The organism is Paenibacillus lacisediminis (genome assembly GCF_046567315.2).
Genome location: NZ_JBKIAX020000012.1, coordinates 119,787 through 141,918, shown reverse-complemented (window position 1 = coordinate 141,918; position 22,132 = coordinate 119,787). Strand labels below are relative to the sequence as shown.

The following is a 22,132-nucleotide window of genomic DNA, read 5'->3' as shown; positions in this document are numbered from 1 at the left end:
TTACCCGGTCAGATGGCGGATAAATGCCTCCAGCGTGGCGTCCATAAACATATTTTTGCGGTAGACCAAACCGACTTGTTTGCGCGGAGCGGGCTCGGCAAGCGGAATGATGGCGATATCGCCAAACCCAGCGTCAAAACCGTCGCCCAATCTTCCCCTCACCGTTCCGTCCAGCGTCCAGGCGTACGAAGCCGGCAGGATCGTGCCGCCGACATTGCTGCGAACCATCCGCACCTGGGAATCCATCGTCGACAGCTCCATGACCGGCTTCAGCGCGATGCCGCGTTCGGTGCAGGCCGCGTCGAACAGCTGGCGGACGAAAAACTTCGGCGGGAACAATATGAGCGGGATGCGGCTCAGCCGTTCGAGCGGCACCTCGGGCAGTTCGGCGAGTTCATGCCGGCGGGACACGACGAGCACAAGCTCCTCGTCGAACAGCGGCCGGCTGACGAGCTGCTCGTCCTCGAGCGGCAGAAACACGACGCCGAGATCGAGTTGGTTGCCGAGCAGACCAGCGTGCGTTTCTTCGGTGGCCAGCTCGATCACGGACAGCTCAATGCCGGGAAACTGGCGATAAAACGAAATCAGCCGGCTTTCCAGCAAATGATTGCCGGAGCAGCCGATCCGCAGCCTCCCGCGCGCAAGCCCCGACAGCTGGCCGATTTCCAGCTTGGCTTGCTCGAGTTCGTAAATGACGCGGCGGGCATGCTCCATTAGAACTTGTCCCGCTTGGGTCAAGTAATTTTTTTTGCCGGAGCGTTGAAACAAAGGCGTGCCCAGTTCCTGCTCGAGCAGCCGGATTTGATGGCTGAGCGTAGGCTGGCTAATGCCGAGCCGGTCCGCGGCTTTAGTGAAATGCAGCTCCTCCCCCAAAGCGATAAAGTATTCCAACAAGCGATGCTCCACGATGCAACCTCCGATTTTTCTGCGCCGTTAATAGATAATTTCTATGATTATAATCGATATTATGTCATTGATCAATGAAAGGGATTTCGTTATAGTAAATGCAATAGAAAATGGAGAAGAAAAGAGGCTGCGGAACATGGATCAGTTAAAAATCACGCTTAGCTCGCACAAAAAAACGAAGCCGGCTGGGGATCAGCTTGGTTTTGGCCGGTATTTTACCGATCATATGCTGCTTATGGATTATTCGGAAGATAAGGGCTGGCACGACCTGCGAATCGTGCCTTACGGTCCGCTTGCGCTGGACCCGTCGGCGATGGTGTTTCATTACGGTCAGGAAGTGTTCGAGGGCATGAAGGCGTACCGTACGCCGGAAGGGAATGTCGTTTTGTTCCGGCCTGAGATGAATTTCCGGCGGATGAACACCTCGTGCGTCCGTATGGGTATGCCCGAAGTCGATGGCGGCCCGGTTCTGGAGGCGATTTGCAAGCTGATTAAGCTGGATGAGGCTTGGGTTCCCGAAGGCGAAGGAAATTCGCTTTACATCCGCCCCTTTATGATTGCGACGGAAGCGGGCCTCGGGGTCAGGGCAGCCCGGGAATATCAATTTATCGTGATTTTAACGCCGGTTGGGGCCTATTATTCGGAAGGGATCCATCCGGTACGGATTTATGTGGAGGATCAATACGTGCGGGCCGTGCGCGGAGGCACCGGCGAGGCGAAAACGTCGGGGAATTACGCCTCCGGACTCAAAGCCCAGGAGGACGCCAAGCAATTCGGATTTTCGCAGGTGCTCTGGTTGGATGGGGTGGAGAAAAAATACATCGAGGAAGTCGGCAGCATGAACGTGTTTTTTAAAGTGAACGGGAAGGTGATTACGCCGGAATTGAACGGAAGCATTTTGGCGGGCATTACCCGGGATTCGGTGCTGCATTTGCTGCGGGAATGGGGGATTCCGGTGGAGGAGCGGCGCATCGGCGTTGACGAGCTGTTTGAAGCCAGCCGCCGGGGCGAGCTGGAAGAAGCGTTTGGCACAGGGACGGCGGCGGTCATATCTCCGATCGGCTCGATGCGCTGGGAAGATCGTGAAATTGAAATTTCCGGGGGCCAGACGGGAGCGCTTTCCGAGAAATTGTACAACGAGCTCACCGGAATTCAGCGCGGGCTGCTCCCTGATCCTTATGGCTGGAGACATACTGTTAAATAAACGAATCTATAGAGTCAAAACGGTCATCCGCCCGGCAAACCGCCGGCCGCGGATGGCCGTTTTTGGCGCTGGCGTGAAGATCAAAGCAGACAAGCAGGAATTTCCACTTTTGAAGGCGAATCTATTTTATGATGTGAAGCAGGGAGGGATAGGATTGCATACCGCTGAATTTGCCAGATTGCTGGGTCTCATCGTGAAGGATTATCAGGACCATATGGAGGAGGAACTGGCTCCGACGCTGACGATGTCGCAATTGAACGTGCTGGAGCTGCTCAAGCAGCAGGGCAATCTGAAGCCGTCCGATTTGATTCCGCATTTATCAACGACGCCGGCGGCGGTGACGATGCTGCTGGATCGGATGGAACGGGGCGAATTGATCCGGCGCGACCGCGATGAACATGACCGGCGCAACGTATGGATATCGATCACGGAAAAAGGACAGCAAGAGGTTGAGCGCGGCGTATCCGTAAGGAACGAATATTTAAGCGGCGTGCTTGATCGTATTTCGACTCACAATCAGCAACTGCTTGTTTATTTATTGGGGAAAATTGCCGGAACAAAGTAACGGCGAAACGGCGGCAAATCAGGCGGGAACCAAGGCTCGAACCGAGGAGCAAATCGAGGAGCAAATCGAGGAGTAAACCAAATAGAGGCGGGATGTTTGGATTTCCGGTAATCCAAACATCCCGCCGTCTTGTTGTTGCCGTCCAAACCTCAAAAACCGTTTTCCCCCGCTTGGAGCATCGCCGCCAGATTGGTATATATGCGCTCCTCCCACAGCTGCCAGGGAAATTGGCGGGGAGGCAGCGAGATCAGGTCGACGGGCTGCTTGCCGACCGGATGCGGAAAACCTACGTACAGCGACCACAAGGCGATTTGCTGGCCCGGTTTGTTCAGGGCCGCACCGTATTTCTGGTCGCCGTACAGCGGGCAGCCGATCCGGCCCAATTGCACGCGGATCTGATGCGGCCTGCCGGTGTGCAGCTCCACCTGCACCAGACTGAGGCGCTCCTCGGCCGCTACGCCGAGCACTTTATAGTCGAGCCGCGCCTCTTTGCCGCCCGGCGTCCCGGCCGGAACGACGGACACTGTATTGGTGCGCTCGTCCTTCAGCAGCGTGTCGGTCAGGCGCCCCTGGCGCTGCGGCGGAGCGCCGTGCACGACGGCCACGTACGTTTTGCTGAAGCGGCGGCTGCGCACCGCTTCGGCCAGCCGCGAGGCCGCTTTCGACGTCTTGGCGAAGATCATCGCGCCGCCGACGGGACGGTCCAGCCGGTGCACCAGCCCCAGGTAGACGTTGCCGGGCTTCTGGTAGCGGCGTTTGAGATCCTCCTTCAGCAGGTTCAGGAGATCAGGGTCGCCGCTGGCATCCTCTTGGGTCGGCACGTTCACCGGCTTTTCGATCCCGAGCAGATGGTTGTCCTCGAACAGGATGGCCATCTCCGGCTGTCCCGTCGTCCGTTTTGCTCCGGCATTCATCATCGTTTACTCCTCCCAGCGCCCGAGAATGCCGCAGGGCAGATGCAGCCCGGATGCGGTGATCGGCAGGCCCAGCTCCCCGGCGGAAATCCGCCCGCCGAACCGGCGCTTCACGGTCATTGATAACATGTTGTGCAACACGGTTGGCGATATCCCGGTCGTATAAGAGTTGATCAGGAAAAACAGCGGTGTGTCCGATAAAATCGACAGGCACGATTCCACAAACGGGTACAAGCTTTGCTCCAGCTTCCACATCTCGCCGCCTGGGCCTCGTCCGTAGGACGGCGGGTCCATGATGATCGCGTCATAGCGGTTGCCGCGCCGCTGCTCCCGCTGCACGAACTTGAACACGTCGTCCGTCATGAAGCGGACCGGCCGGTCGCCGAGGCCGGAGAGCGCCAGATTTTCCTTGGCCCACTGCACCATGCCTTTGGCCGCGTCGACGTGGACGACCGATGCGCCGGCGGAAGCGGCCGCGACCGATGCGCCCCCGGTGTAAGCAAACAGGTTGAGCACCGAAATCGGCCGGCCCGCTGCAGCGATCTTGTCCATCATCCAGCGCCAGTTGGCCGCTTGTTCCGGGAACAGTCCGGTATGTTTAAAGTTGGTGGGGCGAATATAAAATTTCAGCCGGTCGTAGGAAACAGTCCAGCGGTCGGGAATTTGCTTCTTCATTTCCCATTGGCCGCCGCCGGAGGAGCTGCGGTGATAATGGCCGTGCACGTCGCGCCACCGTTTGTCCTCACTCTCGATCGGCCAAATGATTTGCGGATCGGGACGGCGCAAAATCACGTCTCCCCAGCGCTCCAGCTTTTCCCCGTTCCCGGTATCCATCACTTCGTAATCTTTCCAGTCATCTGCTACGTACATAGTTACGATCCTTCCTTCCGCCGCCAGCTTCCGCGGCTTTCCCTCCTGGGAAACTTGTCCTTAATACGGTTGATCCGGTAGTTATTGTACCTTATTTTTCTATTCCCATGCCAGCATCCATGAAAACTTCTTCATTTTAGCGGATATTTATGATAGTCTTTTTTCCAAGCGCCGAAATGGATAGGGGAGAGAGAAAGATGCTTCGACGTTTTTTTTCGTACTACAAGCCATATAAAAAGCTGTTCCTGCTGGATTTCACCTGCGCGGTTGTGGCGGGGCTGCTGGAGCTGGGGTTTCCGATCGCCGTGAACCAGTTCGTTGACAAGCTGCTTCCGGGGAAAAACTGGTCCCTGATCGTATGGGCTTCCGCAGCGCTGCTAGGGATCTACGTGCTCAACACCGTGCTGAACTACATCGTGACGTACTGGGGGCATATGCTCGGGGTCAACATCGAAACGAATATGCGCAAAAAAATGTTCGACCACCTGCAAAAGCTGTCCTTCCGCTTTTTCGACAATCATAAAACCGGGCACCTGATGTCGCGTATTTCCAACGACTTGGACAATATCGGGGAAGTGGCCCACCACGGTCCGGAGGACCTGTTTATCGCCGGGATGACGCTGGTCGGCTCGTTCCTGCTCATGCTGACAATCAACTGGAAGCTGGCGGTGCTAACGATTCTGGTCGTACCGGTGCTCGTCTGGGCGGCGCTTTATTTCAACGGGAAAATGACCAAAACGTACCGCGGGTTGTTTTCGGCCTTGGCCGATTTCAATTCCCGGGTGGAGGAAAATATCGGAGGTATCCGCGTGGTTCAGGCGTTTGCCAACGAAGAACATGAGAAGGCGCTGTTCAACGGTAACAACCTGGCTTATCGCGCGACCAAACTGCGGGCTTACAAAATCATGGCCGGCAGCTTGTCGGTCAACTATATGCTGATGCGGCTCGTTTCTTTGTTCGTGATGGTCTGCGGCACCTTGTTCGTCATCCGCGGCGAGCTGTCCTACGGCGAATTCGTCGGTTTTCTGCTGCTTGCCAACGTATTTATCCGGCCGATCGAAAAAATCAACGCCATCATCGAAAGTTATCCGAAAGGCATCGCCGGGTTCAAGCGGTATGTGGAAATCATAGACACCGCTCCAGACGTGGCGGACGCTCCGGATGCGGCGGATGCCGGGAAGCTGAGGGGCGACATCGAATTCGAACGCGTCTCCTTCGGCTATGAGGGGAAGGATAAGGTGCTGGATGGCGTCAGCCTGTCCATCCGGGCCGGGGAGACGATCGCCTTCGTCGGGCCGTCAGGCGCGGGCAAAACAACGCTTTGCAGCCTGCTGCCGCGTTTCTATGAAGTAGACGGAGGAAGGGTCACGGTCGACGGCAAAGATATCCGCAGCCTTAGCCTTGCCTCGCTGCGCCGCAACATCGGGATCGTGCAGCAGGAAGTGTACCTGTTCTCCGGCACGATTCGGGAGAATATTGCTTACGGCAAGCTGGGGGCGAGCGAGGAGGAAATTTGGGAAGCGGCCCGGCGAGCCCAATTGGAGGAATTTATTTTGGCGCAGCCGGAGGGCATGGACACCGTGATCGGCGAGCGCGGGGTGAAGCTGTCCGGCGGACAAAAACAACGGCTCGCGATCGCCCGGATGTTTCTGAAAAATCCGCCGATCCTGATCCTTGACGAGGCGACGTCGGCGCTCGACACCGAAACCGAGCTGGCGATCCAGCAGTCGCTGGCCGAACTGTCGGCGGGCCGGACAACGCTGGTCATCGCGCACCGGCTGGCGACGATCAAAAATGCCGACCGCATCGTCGTGGTGACGGAGGAGGGCATTTCGGAGCAGGGACGCCATGACGAGCTGATCGCCGCCGGCGGCCATTACAGCCGGCTGCACCGAGCGCAGTTCGGGGAGATCAACGCCTCGGCTTCGGCGGCTTCTCGTGGTTGACGAAGCCCCGCCAGGGGGCTGCGCTGCGCCTGCATTTTTGCGGAGGCCGCAGAAATAGCGGTAAAAAACGGCTTTATTTTCTCTAAAAAGAGAAGTTTGTTATAATAGGGGACTTTTTTACCGCTATGTTTGGAAAATGCGAGCAAAGAGGTGTATTTCCTTGCTTGTTGGCAGAAATAGGTACTAAAAGTTCCGCTATTTGCGAGCGCGGGGCAAAAACTCAAAATTAGCGCCACAATTTACCGTTATTTCCGGGGAGACAGGGAGAGACAGCGACAGACAGCGGCAGACAGCGACAGACAGGCATAGTGCCCCCCAGCAAAAATCCGCCAGAGCTAATTGCTTTGGCGGATTTTCCGATTTCAGCTATTTACGCCCGTACTCGTAATAATCCTGGGACCGCTGGGCGCGGAAGCCGGCGTTTTCGTAGAGCTTTTTGGCGTTTGGGTTGTCCAGGGCAACTTCGAGCCAAACATCGTAACCGGCAGCCCGTTCCCGTTTGATGACCTGGCGCAAGGCTGCGCTGCCGATGCCCTGGCCGCGCAGCTTCGCATCAACGACGAACCCATAAATCCACGCTTCCCCATCATGGCGGGAAACCCGGATTTTCCCGGCCGGCTCTCCGCCCAGTAAAATCAGCTCGTTTTGGGCCAATTCCGCGGGGGACATCTCCTCATAAAAGCGCCGGGTCTCTTCCGGCTCCATCTTGAACCCTTCGCTATCAAGTCGCTGTAACACCGCTTTATCGGCTTCTCCGGCCGGTTCGAGCGAGATCGAGACAACATCGGCGTCATTGGTGTGAGCGGCGTGTTCCCCGGCAAATTCGGGGGCTTCCAGCCTCATTTGATACTCGCTGAAGGCAAGGCGGCAGCTCACACCGTCCAGGAACCGCTTGCCGGTTTCCGAACCGCCCGGGGCATTGAGCAAAATTTTCGCGTGGGCTTGCCGTGTCGGCGTATCCAGGGCTTGTTGCAGCAAACTCGTAAAAATGCCTTGCCTGCGGTAATCCGGATGCACCATGCCGCAAATTTCCAGACTGCCGCCAAACGAATATTTTCCGAGAAAAGCCACAAGCTTCCCGTCCCTGAAATCGGCCAAGTGCACACCGTCGTCTTCTTTGCCCGCAAGCAATGTGTCCCAGTTTAGCTTTAAAGAAATACCATCTTGCTGTTCAACGGCTTTTTGTAGCGCTGCAACATCGGCCCATGTAAATGTATGAGTCAAATTAAATCTCACTTCCCTTCGCTAGTATTCTAGCTGATTTCAGCAAAATAGGCACGAACTAATGCCGAATTTCCCTACGCCGGCGAATCCGTATTCCGCAGCCGTCCGCCGGCGCGGAGCTTGACAAACCTTCCTCGCGAGAGTAGCTTGAGAGTACTGTAAACCAACTCGGGAGGAACTCATATATGAAGTCGATCATCGAAATGAAGCAAGTGACCTGGCAGCGGGAAGGGAAAATGATTTTGAACGGAGTGGATTGGACGATCGGGGAAGGCGAGCATTGGGCTCTGCTGGGCTTAAACGGCTCCGGGAAAACGACGCTGCTTAACATGATCAGCGGTTACCTGTGGCCGTCGTCCGGAACGATCAGCGTGTTGGGACAGCGGTTTGGCGAGGTCGACTTAAGAGTGCTGCGCAAATCGATCGGATGGGTGAGCTCATCGCTGCAGGAGAAGCTGCACGGCGGTCAAAAAGCCGAGGACCTGGTCGTCAGCGGCAAATACGCCTCGATCGGCCTGTACGAGAAGCCCGGGGCCGAGGACTACGACCGCGCCGCGGCGTTCATGGAACAGCTGCGCTGCAGTCATCTGCGCGGCCGCGCTTACCAAACCTGCTCCCAGGGCGAGCAGCAGAAGCTGCTCATCGCCCGGGCGCTGATGGCCTCGCCCAAGCTGCTGATTTTGGATGAAGCGACGAACGGGCTTGATTTTATTTCCAAGGAAGGACTGCTGGAGAGCATAACGCAATTGGCCGCCGAACCGAAGGCGCCGCACATGCTGTATGTAACCCACCATACGGAGGAAATTTTGCCGATTTTCAGCAAGACCCTGCTGCTGCGCCGGGGCGAAGTGTTTAAGCAAGGCGACAGCCGGGATGTGTTGACCGAGCCCCTTTTGTCCGACTTTTTTGAAATTCCGGTCAGCTTGAGCTGGAACCAGGAGCGGGCCTGGTTGTCGAGAAAATAGAAGCCGGGTTAATGCCCTTCGGCTTTTGCTTTCTTGATCGAGCCGCGCGCGATCCCCGCCATCCAATAAACAAACGGAATCAGAAATTCGGCAAAGATCATCAGCGCAGGCCAGTCGTCGGACAGAAAACGAGTTAATTCGGGCGGGGTTCTTACGATGCAGATGGAGAACACCAAAATAAAGGCGACCACAGGCAGCGTAAAGGGCTTATGGTCATTCACGCCGGTCAGCTGAGACAAGCAGGTTACCGCCGTAAACACAATAAACGAGATTTTAACGAAAATGCTCGTCAGCCAAAGAATGATCAGAATCGGGTCCATCGTGTCGATGAAGGATCCAACGCGGATGAAGCGCACCAACTCCATATCGGGGTATATCAGATTGGCTCCCAGACTCGGGCCGAAGGTAAGCAGGACGGGGATAACATGCGTAATGATGATCGCAAGTGACGTACAGGTGATGAAAAAATAGGTCCGGTAAACTTTTTTTGGTTTTCTCAAATAAGGAAACAGCAAAAACAGGAAGGCCAGCTCACCGAAAATGGACACGGTCTCATAGATGCCGTCCCACAAATCCTTTAATGTTAAATGGGTCGCCAGCGCGATGAACATATCCACCTCCATTTCCTGAAACCCGATCAGCGGGATGGACAGGAAGGCCAGCGCGGTGACGAGGAATATTCCTTCGGCTGCAAGGAAAATCGTATATAATCCGCAGCGCACGGCATAAGCGACGCAAATGCCAAAGATGCCCACAACGGCCCAACCGGGAGTGTCGATCAAATACTCGGAAAGCAAATAATCGGCTAGTTCCCTCAGACTTAGCGCAGCGAGAAGGATATGGACCAGCACGATGTAAAGGATGAAGCAGTAATGCAAAGGCCGGCCGACAAGCTCGCCGCCGTATTGCACGAGGAATTCGCCGGGACGCGAAGCCCCGACCTTATAGGCAGGGTATACCAGCATCAGCGCCAGAAGGCCTCCAATCAAAGTGGCAACGGGAGTGGAGTACTTGCTGCCCGCGATCATAATCCCGATGAAAAAAGCGATGACGGTGGTGAAAATCTGTAAATTATAAAGCGAATAAACTTGAGAAGAGGTTATGTTTTTTAGCATGAGATTAGCCCCCTGTAGCAATTATCCAAACATCCAATGTTGGATGGACTCCCTGACATATTGAATAAACATCGGCACATTCCAACGTTCTTTCAACAGAAACAACACTTCTGCGCAAGCGAAAAAACAAAGCGAGATGAGCAGCACAAGCAGGCGGGTTTTAAGCTTTACCTGCTTTTTGCGCTGCCCAAACCAATCGAACAGCATAATAATCACATATATCGTTCCGATCCAGATCATCGCGTTTCCTCACTATATATGGGTTTCTTGAACCACCGAACGGTACACGCCGCCGGTGCGGTTCAGCAGGATATTGACTTTAACCTCGATCGGCATTTCTTCCGCGTAATATTCTTTCCAGTGCGGCCGCATGCTTCGCCATATTTTCGGGTATCTCCAATCGAGATATTGACTCATCAGAAACGCGTCGGAACGGGCTTTGCGCGTATTTTCGAGCACCTTATTCAACCGTTCTTCCACATCTTTTTGCAAATTGACTTCCACCTGCTGAATGACGGCCGGATCCTTCAAATCGATTTCCGACATGGAGGTCTGCACGAAAGCTCTCGCGCTGCTGGTAATTTGAAAAGAGACGTTCCCGTCTTTGACGTTAGGCTTGATGCTTGTTTTGATCCCTTCTATGAAACAGCTGATTTCTTTGCCGTCGCTTGGGGAAGCGATGGTGATGGTGGTGGTGCTGAGCTGTGAGCTGATCCAGAGTGCGCCTCTTAAATCTTTTACGGAAAGCACCGTTTTCGTCATTTTTCCGCCGCTAAAAATCGCTGCGCCTCCCGTACCCATCCAGCGGTCTTTTTTAGGATCCTCCACGGCGATCTCGGGCTGCTGCCCGAAAGTCAGCAAAGGAATAAGAATGTCTCCGCCCTGGTACAACGCGAGCTTATAGTCCTTTACCGTCGTATCCAAGGTGAAATGGTTGTTGATGTATTTTCGCAAAATATCGCCGATGACTCTTTCAAACACCAACGGAATTCTCGTGATCTCCGTTACTTTATTGGGCGTTACGAACAGATTGGCGCTCAGGCGAAAGGAGGGCTGGCGGAAAACGAACTCCACGACCCTGTCGAGCCCTTGTTCCGCAAGTCTCCTGCCGACGATGATGGAGCGCGTTTGACCGAAGGAAATATTTCTCGAAAGATCGACCTGAATCAACCGCAAAGCCTGGCTGATATTGTTTGCCCGTTTGGTGACAAAAGTGTACGGACTGCCTGTGGGTTGTCCCGAACCGCCGGCTTGCGCCGGGATCATGCGGTTGGGCAGCGGAAACCCGATGGACAGCTCGATCTCTCCGTCCTCGGTCAAATCGATGAGAACGGCATTCGCAAACGCGCGGTTGTTCAGCTCTTGCGAAGACCAGCAACCGCCAACGCCTGTCAAAAGCAGGACCACCAGCGCGGCGGTATATATCGCTCTGCGCATTTTTGTTCACTCCAGTTCACTTTTTTCCGATTCCCAGCCGCGGGAATTGTTTTGTTGCCGAACTTCTTGATCCGCGATTTGAACGGGCCGTTTGTACATTTTCCACCAGGGCACTCTGAGGAGCGTATCGGCCAGATCTTCGGTAACCAGCGGTGCGATGGACGACATGTACGGAATGCCGAAGGATCGCAGGTTCACCAAATGAATGTAGATCAGGATCATCCCGCAAGCGATGCCGTAAAGCCCGAACAACGAGGCCAGGATCATGATGGGGAACCTAAGCAGCCGGAAAGAGAGCCCCAGATCAAAGTGCGGAATGATAAAAGAAGCGATCCCGGTAAGAGAGACAATAATGACCATGGCCGCGGAGGCGATGCCTGCTTGTACGGCGGCGGTGCCGATGATCAGCGCCCCGATAATGGAGACGGCTTGTCCGATCGACTTGGGGATCCGGATCGAAGCTTCGCGCAACGCTTCAAAGGCCAGTTCCATCGCAAATGCTTCGAGCAGCGCCGGGAAGGGGACGATTTCCCGGGAGGAAGCTACGGCAATCAGCAGCTGGGCCGGGATCATCTCCGGGTGGAACGTCGTAATGGCAATATAAAGCGACGGAAGCAGCAAAGACACCAGTACGAAAAAATAACGGATCCAGCGAATCCAGTTCGCCGCCACATACCGTTGGTAATAGTCTTCGGCCGATTGCAGCAGCATTGGAAACGTGACCGGGGCCATCAGCACCATGGGCGACCCGTTGACGAGAATCGCGATCCTGCCTTCGATCAGCGCGGCGCTGACGACGTCGGGCCTCTCCGTGTATTGCAATTGCGGGAAGGGAGAGTAGGGGTTGTCTTCTATACATTCCTCCACATAGGAAGAGCTGAGGACACCATCCATTTTGAGATACGACAGGCGCCGCTGCACTTCTTTGACCAGTTCGGGTTTGCATAAGCCCTCAACGTAAGCAAGCACGATATCGGTTTGCGTGTACCGCCCCGTAGTGATAGCCTGCGTTTTGAAATTTTTGTGCTTGATCCGTCTGCGCAGCAAGGTCAGATTTTTCTCCAGATCCTCGATAAACGCTTCCCTCGGCCCGCGGATGACCGACTCATTGGGCGTCTCCTCAATGGAACGGGTGGGGTATGAGGAGATGGAAAAGGTCAGCATTCGCGCATCTCCATCGATCAAAAGCAGAGCCCCGGCGTCCAAGACGGCATTTATGCCTTGGTTCAGATCTTTGATAACACTGGTTTGGGAAACGGTGAGGCCTTCGTCTTCGAACAGGAATTGATAGATGTTCCTATCCTGCAATTGCGCGGATTCCCGCTGCAGGCTTCTGACAATGTAGTGCTGGGCCGTTTCCTGGGCAATCATTCCGCGGACGTAGATGAGCACGCAGCGTTGACCGGTACTGATCACGAACTCACGGTAGATAATATCCGAGCTGTTTTTCAGCTCTTCCTTAAGCCAGGCGAGCCGGATCGCCAGACTGCCGGTTAAAGCCATCCCGTTTGCCGCCGGCCCGCCTTGATCTCTTGCCGGATTTCCGGCGGCTTTTCCGTTCCCGGCGTGAATTGTGCGCAGGAATTTTCTCCAAAACGGCATGAACGTTTCCTCCTTCCTAAAGCCGGATTTTGCCTATTAAGATTTGCTTGAGAAAGGAAAAATATTCTGACCGGCCGAAGTTCAGTTTGGGTATAAGTCGGACGTCATCGGTCTTGGGACCTATTTAAAGTAAGAGTAGCCCGTGGCGTGGAAAAAATCCAAAACGATTGGGACCGGGGGGAAACTATTTTTCGCAGGCTGATATTGAGCTGGAGACACGGGTCAAAGTGCGGATTTTCGGCTCAACGATCGAGACGAAATAAGGAAGGGGAAATGGAGGATGTGGCACTTTGTGCTGGACCGTTTGCCGTCCATGAAGGTGTGGGTGTGCGCGGTCCTTTCGGCGGCGATTCCCTGGGGAGTTTATACCGTCAACCGGGCATTCCGCCGCTACGGGGATCCGCCCTGGAAAAAGGAACAGTCATAGCAGTCTTTTCTCATAAATCCCTCCTAAAGCACTATTTATGAAATGTTATTCACGATCGATATTAAAGGTAATTAAGTTAATTAATCGGCGTTTCATGAGTCGCGGGGAAAAGAAGGGGATAAAATAAAATGAGAATTCACGTCATGGAGCTTCTGGAAGGCGATCGGCTCAGAACGGATGTGTTTAATCGGGCCGGGCTGCATGTTCTTCCCAAAGGAACGAGCATTCGTACGGAGGAAATTGCGCTTCTGATCCGCCAAAGCATCGACTATGTCGATATCGAGACGCGCGGCAGCGAAGCATCCGAGCCTGAAAGCGAACAAACCGATATAAAAGAGCGGATCAAGGACAACTTCGATTTTACGCTGAAAGGTTTCCAATCGATTTTCCTTGAAGCGCTGACTACAGGCAAGTTCAACCAATCGCTGGTCGACCAGCATTTGGAGCCGATGCTCGAGGTGCTTGACCGCAATAAAGATGTCGTTTCGCTGCTTATTGCATTTACCGAAGACGATGTAAATATTTATAACCATTCGTTGCAGGTTGGTTTGTTGTCATATTACATAGCCACCTGGCTTGGGTATTCTGCCGAGGAATGTTATGAGATCAGCAGAGCAGGATATCTGCATGATATCGGCAAAAGCCGGGTTCGGCAGTCGCTCCGCAACCGCGAGCATGATCTGACCGGGGAGGATCTGGAGGAATTGCAGCGCCATACGTCGTATGGTTATGAGATTATCCGGAATTCGATGGGTGAAGAGAAGACGGCATTGGTAGCGCTTCAGCACCATGAGCGGGAGGATGGCACGGGTTATCCTCAAAACCTGGGAAAAGCGGAAATTCACCCGTATGCGGAAATCGTGGCGGTGGCCGACGTGTTCGTCGGGATGACCGCGCCGGACGGAAGCCGCTCGCGGCAAGATCTATTGACCGTGCTGCGTAAAACTTACGAGCTTGGTTTCGGGAAGCTGAACGAAAAAGCAGTGCAGGCGTTGACCCGCCACCTGCTGCCTAATTTCATCGGCAAAAAAGCCCGGCTGAGCAACGGAGAGACCGTCACGATCGTGTGGAACAATCCGGCGGACATTTTTAAACCGCTGGTGCGGATCGATGAGGAGCGCTTCCGCGATTTATCGAAAGAACGGTCGATAGAACTGGAACAGGTATTCATCTAAACAAGCATACTTACAAAGGCTGCCCTGGAACGCCAGCGGCAGCCTTGTTTTTATCCCCGGTTGTCCCCTTTATTCCCATAATCCCAAGGCCTGGTATACCTTCCTGGAAACAACGCCGTTCTGGATCAAGTTGTGATCCCGCTGAAACTGTCGCAAAGCCGCCGCCGTGTCGGCGCGAAACCGGCCGTTGCACACCCCTTGGAAATATCCGGCGCTTTTTAAGCGGGATTGAATCAGCTGCACGTCTCCCCCCACATCACCTTCCGCCAAATCCCGCGGATTCTCCCAGGCATCCCCCAGGATATGGCCGTAAATGGTCACCTTGGTCCCGATCGGGACCAGATCGTAAAGCTCGAGCACGTCTCGGTTGCGCATCCGGATGCAGCCGTGGCTGAGGTGGCGGCCGATGGAGTCGGGGCGGTTCGTGCCATGGATCCCGTAGTATCCCCAAGGAACGTTAAGCCCAAGCCATCTGGGACCAAATGCCGGTCCCCAATCCCTTCCTTTATACGAAATCCGGTACTCGCCGACAGGGGTCGGCGTGGACGGGTTGCCCACGGCAACGAGATAAGTTTTGTACTTGTGGCCTTGGACTTTGACGATTAACCGATGCTGCCGGGGATAGATCTCCAACGAATACACCCCCTCCTCCTTGATGATGGGGAGCGAGGGATCGGCCCCGGCGGGTCCGGCATGGCAAGCAGCCGCGAAGCCAAGCAGCCATGTCAAAATGGCAGCCCGCATGAACAATGTTTTGTTTATCATCGTAGTTTACTCACCATTAATGTTGATAAAAACCGTTAATAGTGTTAGCGGGGAGCACCGGGATTATGCGGGTCTTACTGTAAGAAGATTTTTGCCGGATCGGGAAAAATGTGATATTTTAGTTTATAAGTAAACTATATTGATCAATTGTTATCGACTATTCAGCATCTAATTAAAAGTCTTCATATTGTTTACTTATAAACAATATTTGAAAGGGGTATAACTATGATTTCTTCAAAAACGATCCGGGAGCGCAGAACGATCCGGAATTTCAACGTCTCCCCGGTTTCCCGGGAACTTGTGGAGTCCCTTTTAAAGCAGGCGGCGGAGCTGTATGAATCTGACGGTAATCCCCGGTGGCGCTGCGTTTACATCGGAACACCGGAGTCGCGCCGGCGCCTGGTGGAGTGCATGCTGGCCAAAACGAGAGAGAGCATGTTCGGCAAGCTGATTCCTCCCAAAATGCTGGATATCCTGAGCAGGAGGGTGGCGGATATCCCGGGGCACCTGATCGTTGTGGCGGAACCAGGAGCCGACGAGCAGGAAAGCGACGAAAATTACGCGGCAGCCTGCGGCATCATGCAAAATTTTCAATTGCTGGGCTGGGAGCTCGGTTTGGGCATGTTGTGGGATACGGATCCGCTGTTTCAAAGCGAACTGTTTTTTACGGAAATAGGTTTACGGGAAGGCGAAAGATTCGCGGGCATTTTACATATGGGTTATTTCGATAAAGCTCCAAGGGCGCGGAAAAGAACACCGGCGGAGCAGAAATGGACCGCCGTTCGCCTTGGTGACGCGCCTCCTGAGAGGGAGTTTCAGCCCCCGTTTTCCGAGCAGAACATTCTGGAAGTGCTGAACGATGCCGTTTGGGCGCCGAATGACCGGTTAAGAGAGCCTTGGCGGTTTATTTTTGTGACTGGCGGGATGACCGGCGCCCATGCACAAGCGGTTGTTTCGGGCCCAGCGCCAGCTTGCCTCCTCGTTGTGGTGAAAGAAGAGGCGGATGCGCACAAGCGGGAAGAGGACTTTGCCGCGGCGTGCTGTCTGGTGCAGAACTTTCAACTGCTGGCCAAGTCGAAAAATTGGGGTGTACGCCGGACCAGACCCGAGTGGATCTACGATCCGGAACGGCGCCGGGGCTTTGGCGTCAAACCGCTGGAGCGGATTGCGGCGGCGCTGGAGCTGGGGATATCTGGAGGGATACCGCAAGCTCCATCCGCCGCCGAGCCTGTAGAGATCCGGTTTGAATTGCCGGGATAAAGGTGAAGCCGAAGGCTAACGGACATGAACGACCTTATTTGCCTGAACAGACACCATTTTTATTTCTAACGGACAGGAGAGCCGTTATTTGTCCGAAAATGGCCGGATACGTGCACCTAAATGGCGAATAAGGTCAGTGGTGTCCGTTACATTTCAAAAACTGCAGATTCCGGCGAAATAACGGCGCTGTGGTCCGTTAGGCTTGGCTTTATGGTTGCACTTAACCCCGTTGTATTCGTTTTCCGAGCAAAAATAGCAGCCAGATGACCCCAACACCAAGTATCATGTGGCCAAGTCCGGCGATATAGGGCAGGGAAGCAATGTCGCTGCCCTTCACCTCCAGCATGCCCCGAACGGCTATCGTCCCGATGGTGATCAGCAAACCGAGATTGTAAACAAGATACCAGGCGCCAAACGACCTGGCTTCATGCAAGCCGAACAGCCTGCCCAAACATAACACGACGAGAAAAAATAAAAACCCGAGCACCAGAATGTGGGTATGCAGCGGAGCCAGCGCGGTCTCGCCGGTGAACCCGTTATGCCTGGTCGCTTCCCGATAAAAAATCCCCACCAGCAAACCCAAAATCGCATAGAAAAAAGAAGTGTAATAGAGCTTTTTCATAGCGAGCTGAGATATGACAAAAAAAGGAGAATATAGGGGGTGGCTGATGTGAGTGGTTGAGGTGGCTGTCTATAGTGTTCGTGTCTTGGTGTCTCTGCATGCTCCCTTGCACGATTATCCCTTTCGTTCAGAAGGGGGGGGGGAGGGGGGCTAATGTATGGGATAAAGAAAAAAGAGATAAGGAAAAAGTGGTGAGAGAGGCGTGGGAATCGCTGAAGAGTATGTATGTAGCCTTGGGACTGAAGCCTCTGCAGGCGTACCTGAACGAGTATACCGGGCACCTGCCCGGAGCGGAAGAAACGATGCGGCAGAAGTTGCTGCGCATGTGTGGCGATTCCGGTGATCCCTTACCGCCGACTGATCGCGCGCCAACCGAACCAGCCCCTTGCGGCTGCAGCTTGATAGAAATGCTTGAACGTGCTGCAAACGGATTCAGGCTGCGGCAAGATCACGATCTTTTCATTTTTCCCGGTGTCTTGCCCCGTCCCTTCCGTCAGGACTGCTTCACTTCTCCTAAATCTGCCCTTTACTCATAAATCGGTCTAAAAATCTCGAACATGTCTGCTTCCCCCAAATATATCTCCTTCTCCTGAATTTATCTTCTTCTCTGCTTTATGATCAAACGGGATAATCGTGCAAAGCGTCTGGACAGCGGATGTTGATCTGCCGACCAACCCATCGGCCCTGCCTGTCCTCAGATGAATTTAAAAATTAAAATAAATCTACCATAATTTACGATAATTGTATAGACTGTTATTTAGCAAGCATTTCGGAGAACAAGTCAGTTTTGGAGAGGGAATAAATATGGATTTAGGTCGAAAAAATTACGATATTATGATTGAGGAACTACAGCGGATTCTCGAAAACGGTCTCGTAAAGCCAGGCGAAAAGCTGGACACGATCGAAAACTTGGCAAAGCGTTATCACGTCGGCCGCTCCACCGTCCGCGAAGCGATTAGCCATCTGAAAGCCCGCGGGCTGATCGAAACGAGGCAAGGCGGTGGGACTTATGTCAGGGCCCAGGCGCTCGAGACGATGGAAGCCCGGCAAATCGCGAATCGTCAGGAGCTGATCCAGTTGCTACAGGTACGGAAAATCCTCGAAATCGGGTGCATTGAGCTGGCTGCCGAGCACCGGCGTGAAGCGGACTTAAACGAGCTCGCCCGGATTGTGAGCCATATGGAAGAAGCGATCGGCAATGAGGAGATCAGCCGGGTGCATGACGCCAATTTCCATTTCGCGATCGCCAAAGCAACGCAAAATCCGCTGCTGCTGCAAATGATGGAGAGCATTTCGGTGATGATGATGCGAGCGATCCGGGACAGCAGGAGCCTGTGGTTGTTCAGCGAAAAAGAGTCGGCGCACCGCCTGTTCCAGGAGCATTATCAAATGCTCCTGGCGATTCGGAACCAGGACCGGCGCAGGGGGGCCGACATTATGAGCGCCCATCTGGACAAGGTTGGAGGCGCGCTGATCAGCGCTTCGGCCGCGCCCGAAGCAAAAGAAGCCGACTGAACGCAGCCGACCGGCTAACCGTTCGCTGCTGCGGCCTCCAGCTGCAGCAACGCGCTAGCGACTTCGGCGCCGTTGACGAGCAGGGCGATCCGGTGCGCGCCGGGATAGTGGCGGCGGGTCGTAAGATCCGCCCAGCTGTGGCGCCGGGTTCCGCTGACGGCCGCGCCGCCGGGGACGGTTTTGTCCGCCAGCAGGAACAGCTTGCGTGATGTTTTGCCTCCGGCTTTGACGAAGTCGATGCCGTATTCGACGCGTACCTTCACCGGCTCCCCTTCGCGCACGGTCAACTCGTAGCGGAGCTCGCAGCTGTCGCCGATGCGGAGCGTGCCAGGCTCCACCGCGAGCGCCGCCGACGAGACCACCGGCTTGGTGTCTGACGGCGCGGCGTAACCAAACAGCTCCAGCACCTCGGGGCCACCTTGGCGGATCAGTGTGCGGCAGCCGTGGCGCACGATCCAGTCGGTGTAGGGGTGCGCCGCGCCTTTCCAGCGCCGGGCTAGTTCGAGCACGAGCGCGGGGTGATCCTTGGCGATGTCGTTCAGATTGTTGGCCACGCTTTTGCGCACGTACAGGCTGGGGTCCTCTTTCAACTGCTCGAGGATCGGCAGAATCGGCGCCGGGTCGCGCTTGAACATCGGCAAAGCTTGTCCCCAAGGCAGGCGGGGCCGGCAGCCTTCGCTGGCGAGGCGGCGCACATGCTCATCCTCATGCTGGGACCATGCCGCCATCTGCTTCATCATCCGTTCTGGATCACGCAGCAGGAAGGAGCGGACGGCAAATTCGGCCGACGATTTCGGCGTGAACCGCTCCAGTGCCCGCATGGCCAGCAGCCAATCCTCCTCCGCGCTGCCGTAAACCTCCACGAAGTCCGGGAAAAACAAGTAAGGGAACCCGACGCAAGATTCGTTGATGGCAAACAGCACGGATACGGCTTCCTCAAAGCGCGGCGGCAACTGGCTGCCCAGCGTCAGCGTAATCCGCCGCATTCTGGCTTTCAACTCCAGCGTGTCCCAAGTTGTATCCATCGTATCGGCCACAAATTTCTCCGTATCGAACGGCGCGTAAGCCGCGTGAACTTTTTCGCCAAATTCCCGCAGAAACGCTTCATTATATATTAATTTTAATGCATCAGCCATATTTGATCTCCGTTCTTTCTTGACCACTGGAAAATTATTTCTTTCTGGTTTAATATTATTGTACCAGTTTAGTCTTGTCTACATCGCGCAGTAATCAATGAATTGAAAAATCCCGCACACACTGGAGGACGTTACATGAAATTGCTGCATTTCTGGAACGGCGGCGGGTTATGCATCGGCTGGAAAACGGAAGATGCCGTCTATAATTTAAGCGGTTTTGCCGCTAAAGAAGGCTTGCCATTCCCTGTTTCGCTGGATTTGCTTATCCGTTCCGGAAGCGAAGGGACAGAGCAATTAGCCGCTGTTCTGAGGGCGATGAACGGGAAGGACAAACAAAGTGATTTTCGCGTCGATGAGGATGAAATCGAGTTTGCGTCCGTTGTACTGAATCCGGAGAAAATTTTGTGCGTGGGGCTGAACTACCTGACGCATGCCCTGGAGTCCAATATGGCTGTTCCGGATTCGCCCGTACTGTTCAGTAAATTCAACAATGCCTTGGCAGGGCACAAGCAGGACATCGTTTTGCCCCAATCGGCACAGCAACTGGACTATGAAGCCGAGCTTGTGATCGTTATCGGCAAAGAGGCGCGAAATGTGTCCGAAGAAGATGCCCTTTCCTATGTATATGGGTACAGCGCCGGCAACGATGTGTCCGCCCGTGACCTGCAATTAAAAACGAGCCAATGGCTGCTTGGCAAAACGCTGGATTCCTTTGCGCCGATCGGACCTTATCTCGTCACCGGCGATGAACTGGACCCGGCGGGCTTAGCGATCGAATGCAGAGTGAACGGAGAGTTGAGGCAGTCCAGCAACACGAAAAACATGATTTTTGGCTGCAGGACGTTAATCAGTTACATATCCCGGTACCTGACGCTGAAGCCGGGTGATGTTATTTTTACGGGAACGCCTGAAGGTGTTGTCCTTGGTTATCCGCCGGACCGGCAGACGTGGTTAAAAGCCGGAGATGAGATGGAAGTCATGATTGAAGGCATCGGAAGGTTAAAAAACAAACTAGTGTAGACTTAAGGAGTGTTTAAAATGGCAAATGCCGCAGACTTGCGTAAACCCGGTTTCGAAGTTTCGTCTCAGTTTATAAATCGTTGGTCGCCGCGTTCTTTTTTGGAAAAAGAAATTCCTGAAGATGTCCTGCTCAGCCTGTTTGAGGCGGCACGTTGGGCTCCTTCGGCATCGAATGTGCAGCCATGGCGGTTTATTATCGCCCGTACGCAGGAGGATCGGGAGAAATTCCATTCCTTTATTTTGCCGGGTAACCTTGTATGGTGTACAAAAGCCCCCGTCTTGGCCGTGATCTTGTCCCAAACGGCGACCGAACGGGGAGCCAACGGCTGGCATGCCTTTGATGCGGGCGCCGCTTGGGGGTATCTTGCTTTAGAAGCGCATAACAAAGGTTTGATCACCCATGCAATGGGAGGATTTGATCCCGGGAAAGCCCGCGAAGTGCTGAATGTACCGGACGATTATGCCATTCAAGCCGTCATCGCCATCGGTTACCAAGGCGAAAAGGAAGTTCTGCCGGACAACCTGCAGGAACGCGAACAACCAAACGACCGCCGTCCGCTGAAAGAATCGCTGTTTGAAGGTTCCTTTGGGAAGGACGCGCTTTAAGTAACTATGTCAGATGTCAAAACGAACGCCTTGCGATTGCTCGACAAATCCAAGACGCCATACGAAGTTTACACGTACGACCCGGAAGACGGACAGATTCACGGCACCGCGGTCGCGGAGAAAATCGGCAAAGCGCCGGAGAAGGTATATAAAACGCTGGTCGCCCATCAGGGGGAAGCGATTTTTGTGTTCATCATTCCGGTAGCTGCGGAGCTCGATTTAAAAAAGGCGGCCAAAGCCGCCGGGGTCAAAAAGGTGGAGATGCTGCCGCTGAAGGATTTGCTGCAGCGGACCGGCTACGTCCGCGGAGGCTGTTCGCCGGTAGGGATGAAGAAACTGTATCCCACCTTCCTGGACAGCACGGCCGAAAGCCTGGATACCATTTTGGTCAGTGCCGGCAAAATCGGGCTGCAGATGGAGCTTGAGCCGCATTTGCTGGCTGAGCAGGTGAAAGGAAGATTCGTTCCGCTGGTCCGGGACGAGGGAGAGGTTAGCTAAAAAACCTTGACGCCGGAAGCGCGGACGATTGTATAACAGGTTCATGCAAAGTGAATGGAAAGACTAGAGACATGGCAGGGATTATTCCGCCATGTCTTTTTGTGCTGCGGGAGAATGATACGTCATGATTTAGCCCAAACATACCGCTGCCTTAACAGGGAGGAAAACCGGCGGATCGATCCCCGGCCGTTGCCCCAATAACGGATCTTCAGACCCTCGCTAACGGTTGTAGTCGCGCTTATTTGAGTGAACAAGGCTCGAGTTCGCAGAAAAATGGTGAAATAAGCTCTGACACAACCGTTAAATTTGTTTTTTTCCACATTTCTCCGAATTAACGACGCTGACGACCGTTAGAATGAC

23 protein-coding genes are annotated in these 22,132 nt (G+C 54.3%); 12 read left to right on the top strand and 11 right to left on the bottom strand.

Annotated elements, in window-relative coordinates:
* The gene (locus ACLD72_RS21935) at nt 1-906 is read right to left on the bottom strand and encodes a LysR family transcriptional regulator (RefSeq protein ID WP_411002037.1); all 906 of its coding nucleotides are present in this window, start codon (nt 904-906) and stop codon (nt 1-3) included.
* Nucleotides 907-1,042: 136 nt separating this feature from the next.
* On the opposite strand from ACLD72_RS21935, the gene ACLD72_RS21930 reads away from it, so the two are divergent.
* The gene (locus ACLD72_RS21930) at nt 1,043-2,110 is read left to right on the top strand and encodes a branched-chain amino acid aminotransferase (protein ID WP_411002036.1); all 1,068 of its coding nucleotides are present in this window, start codon (nt 1,043-1,045) and stop codon (nt 2,108-2,110) included.
* 154 nt (nt 2,111-2,264) lie between these two features.
* Complete coding sequence (locus tag ACLD72_RS21925; protein WP_411002064.1) at nt 2,265-2,675, top strand: MarR family winged helix-turn-helix transcriptional regulator; 411 nt, start codon at nt 2,265-2,267, stop codon at nt 2,673-2,675.
* 149 nt (nt 2,676-2,824) lie between these two features.
* On the opposite strand, the gene ACLD72_RS21920 is transcribed toward ACLD72_RS21925, so the two are convergent.
* Nucleotides 2,825-3,589, bottom strand: a complete 765-nt coding sequence (locus ACLD72_RS21920) for an RluA family pseudouridine synthase (RefSeq protein WP_411002063.1) — start codon at nt 3,587-3,589, stop codon at nt 2,825-2,827.
* Between the two features lie 6 nt (nt 3,590-3,595).
* Nucleotides 3,596-4,459 carry a class I SAM-dependent methyltransferase gene (locus ACLD72_RS21915; RefSeq protein ID WP_411002035.1) on the bottom strand — a complete coding sequence of 288 codons (864 nt, stop codon included), beginning with the start codon at nt 4,457-4,459 and terminating at the stop codon, nt 3,596-3,598.
* Nucleotides 4,460-4,656: 197 nt separating this feature from the next.
* On the opposite strand from ACLD72_RS21915, the gene ACLD72_RS21910 reads away from it, so the two are divergent.
* Nucleotides 4,657-6,405: an ABC transporter ATP-binding protein gene (locus ACLD72_RS21910; protein ID WP_411002034.1), complete on the top strand. Its 1,749-nt coding sequence runs from the start codon at nt 4,657-4,659 to the stop codon at nt 6,403-6,405.
* A 366-nt stretch (nt 6,406-6,771) separates the two neighbouring features.
* Here the strand turns inward: ACLD72_RS21910 and ACLD72_RS21905 are convergent, their stop codons facing one another.
* Nucleotides 6,772-7,629 carry a GNAT family N-acetyltransferase gene (locus ACLD72_RS21905; RefSeq protein WP_411002033.1) on the bottom strand — a complete coding sequence of 286 codons (858 nt, stop codon included), beginning with the start codon at nt 7,627-7,629 and terminating at the stop codon, nt 6,772-6,774.
* Between the two features lie 185 nt (nt 7,630-7,814).
* Between ACLD72_RS21905 and ACLD72_RS21900 the strand changes: the two genes are divergently transcribed.
* A complete protein-coding gene (locus ACLD72_RS21900) occupies nt 7,815-8,594 on the top strand; it encodes an ABC transporter ATP-binding protein (RefSeq protein WP_411002032.1) in 780 nt (259 codons plus the stop codon).
* Between the two features lie 8 nt (nt 8,595-8,602).
* Here the strand turns inward: ACLD72_RS21900 and ACLD72_RS21895 are convergent, their stop codons facing one another.
* From ACLD72_RS21895 to ACLD72_RS21880, 4 genes are read right to left on the bottom strand one after another with little or no spacing between them, the layout of a single operon-like run.
* On the bottom strand, nt 8,603-9,709 hold the full coding sequence (locus ACLD72_RS21895) for a GerAB/ArcD/ProY family transporter (RefSeq protein WP_411002031.1): 1,107 nt from the start codon (nt 9,707-9,709) through the stop codon (nt 8,603-8,605).
* Nucleotides 9,710-9,730: 21 nt separating this feature from the next.
* The gene (locus ACLD72_RS21890; protein ID WP_411002030.1) at nt 9,731-9,949 is read right to left on the bottom strand and encodes a hypothetical protein; all 219 of its coding nucleotides are present in this window, start codon (nt 9,947-9,949) and stop codon (nt 9,731-9,733) included.
* Nucleotides 9,950-9,961: 12 nt separating this feature from the next.
* Nucleotides 9,962-11,146 (bottom strand): Ger(x)C family spore germination protein, encoded by a 1,185-nt coding sequence (locus tag ACLD72_RS21885; RefSeq protein WP_411002029.1) that lies wholly within the window; start codon nt 11,144-11,146, stop codon nt 9,962-9,964.
* 6 nt (nt 11,147-11,152) lie between these two features.
* Entirely contained in the window at nt 11,153-12,748 is a 1,596-nt protein-coding gene (locus tag ACLD72_RS21880) for a spore germination protein (RefSeq protein ID WP_411002028.1), read from the bottom strand.
* A 280-nt stretch (nt 12,749-13,028) separates the two neighbouring features.
* On the opposite strand from ACLD72_RS21880, the gene ACLD72_RS21875 reads away from it, so the two are divergent.
* Both ACLD72_RS21875 and ACLD72_RS21870 read left to right on the top strand, forming a co-directional pair.
* The gene (locus ACLD72_RS21875) at nt 13,029-13,175 is read left to right on the top strand and encodes a hypothetical protein (RefSeq protein ID WP_411002027.1); all 147 of its coding nucleotides are present in this window, start codon (nt 13,029-13,031) and stop codon (nt 13,173-13,175) included.
* Nucleotides 13,176-13,303: 128 nt separating this feature from the next.
* On the top strand, nt 13,304-14,350 hold the full coding sequence (locus ACLD72_RS21870; RefSeq protein ID WP_411002026.1) for an HD-GYP domain-containing protein: 1,047 nt from the start codon (nt 13,304-13,306) through the stop codon (nt 14,348-14,350).
* 69 nt (nt 14,351-14,419) lie between these two features.
* Here the strand turns inward: ACLD72_RS21870 and ACLD72_RS21865 are convergent, their stop codons facing one another.
* Complete coding sequence (locus ACLD72_RS21865) at nt 14,420-15,115, bottom strand: L,D-transpeptidase family protein (protein WP_397334036.1); 696 nt, start codon at nt 15,113-15,115, stop codon at nt 14,420-14,422.
* A 225-nt stretch (nt 15,116-15,340) separates the two neighbouring features.
* Here ACLD72_RS21865 and ACLD72_RS21860 point away from each other — a divergent pair, with 225 nt between their 5' ends.
* Nucleotides 15,341-16,375, top strand: coding sequence for a nitroreductase family protein (locus ACLD72_RS21860; protein WP_411002025.1), 1,035 nt, complete (start codon nt 15,341-15,343; stop codon nt 16,373-16,375).
* A gap of 220 nt (nt 16,376-16,595) precedes the next feature.
* On the opposite strand, the gene ACLD72_RS21855 is transcribed toward ACLD72_RS21860, so the two are convergent.
* Complete coding sequence (locus ACLD72_RS21855) at nt 16,596-16,997, bottom strand: DUF2871 domain-containing protein (RefSeq protein WP_411002024.1); 402 nt, start codon at nt 16,995-16,997, stop codon at nt 16,596-16,598.
* A gap of 191 nt (nt 16,998-17,188) precedes the next feature.
* On the opposite strand from ACLD72_RS21855, the gene ACLD72_RS21850 reads away from it, so the two are divergent.
* Together ACLD72_RS21850 and ACLD72_RS21845 are read left to right on the top strand one after the other, a co-directional pair.
* Nucleotides 17,189-17,533, top strand: a complete 345-nt coding sequence (locus tag ACLD72_RS21850; protein ID WP_458476156.1) for a hypothetical protein — start codon at nt 17,189-17,191, stop codon at nt 17,531-17,533.
* Between the two features lie 268 nt (nt 17,534-17,801).
* Nucleotides 17,802-18,512 carry a FadR/GntR family transcriptional regulator gene (locus ACLD72_RS21845; RefSeq protein WP_458476155.1) on the top strand — a complete coding sequence of 237 codons (711 nt, stop codon included), beginning with the start codon at nt 17,802-17,804 and terminating at the stop codon, nt 18,510-18,512.
* 14 nt (nt 18,513-18,526) lie between these two features.
* Here the strand turns inward: ACLD72_RS21845 and ACLD72_RS21840 are convergent, their stop codons facing one another.
* Nucleotides 18,527-19,648, bottom strand: coding sequence for a DNA alkylation repair protein (locus ACLD72_RS21840; protein ID WP_411002022.1), 1,122 nt, complete (start codon nt 19,646-19,648; stop codon nt 18,527-18,529).
* A gap of 135 nt (nt 19,649-19,783) precedes the next feature.
* Here ACLD72_RS21840 and ACLD72_RS21835 point away from each other — a divergent pair, with 135 nt between their 5' ends.
* Genes ACLD72_RS21835 through ybaK form a run of 3 tightly spaced genes read left to right on the top strand, consistent with a single transcriptional unit; the run spans nt 19,784 to nt 21,772 of the window.
* The gene (locus tag ACLD72_RS21835) at nt 19,784-20,668 is read left to right on the top strand and encodes a fumarylacetoacetate hydrolase family protein (protein ID WP_411002021.1); all 885 of its coding nucleotides are present in this window, start codon (nt 19,784-19,786) and stop codon (nt 20,666-20,668) included.
* Between the two features lie 18 nt (nt 20,669-20,686).
* The gene (locus ACLD72_RS21830; RefSeq protein WP_411002020.1) at nt 20,687-21,274 is read left to right on the top strand and encodes a nitroreductase family protein; all 588 of its coding nucleotides are present in this window, start codon (nt 20,687-20,689) and stop codon (nt 21,272-21,274) included.
* Between the two features lie 6 nt (nt 21,275-21,280).
* The gene (gene ybaK, locus ACLD72_RS21825) at nt 21,281-21,772 is read left to right on the top strand and encodes a Cys-tRNA(Pro) deacylase (protein WP_411002019.1); all 492 of its coding nucleotides are present in this window, start codon (nt 21,281-21,283) and stop codon (nt 21,770-21,772) included.
* Nucleotides 21,773-22,132 lie beyond the last annotated feature (360 nt).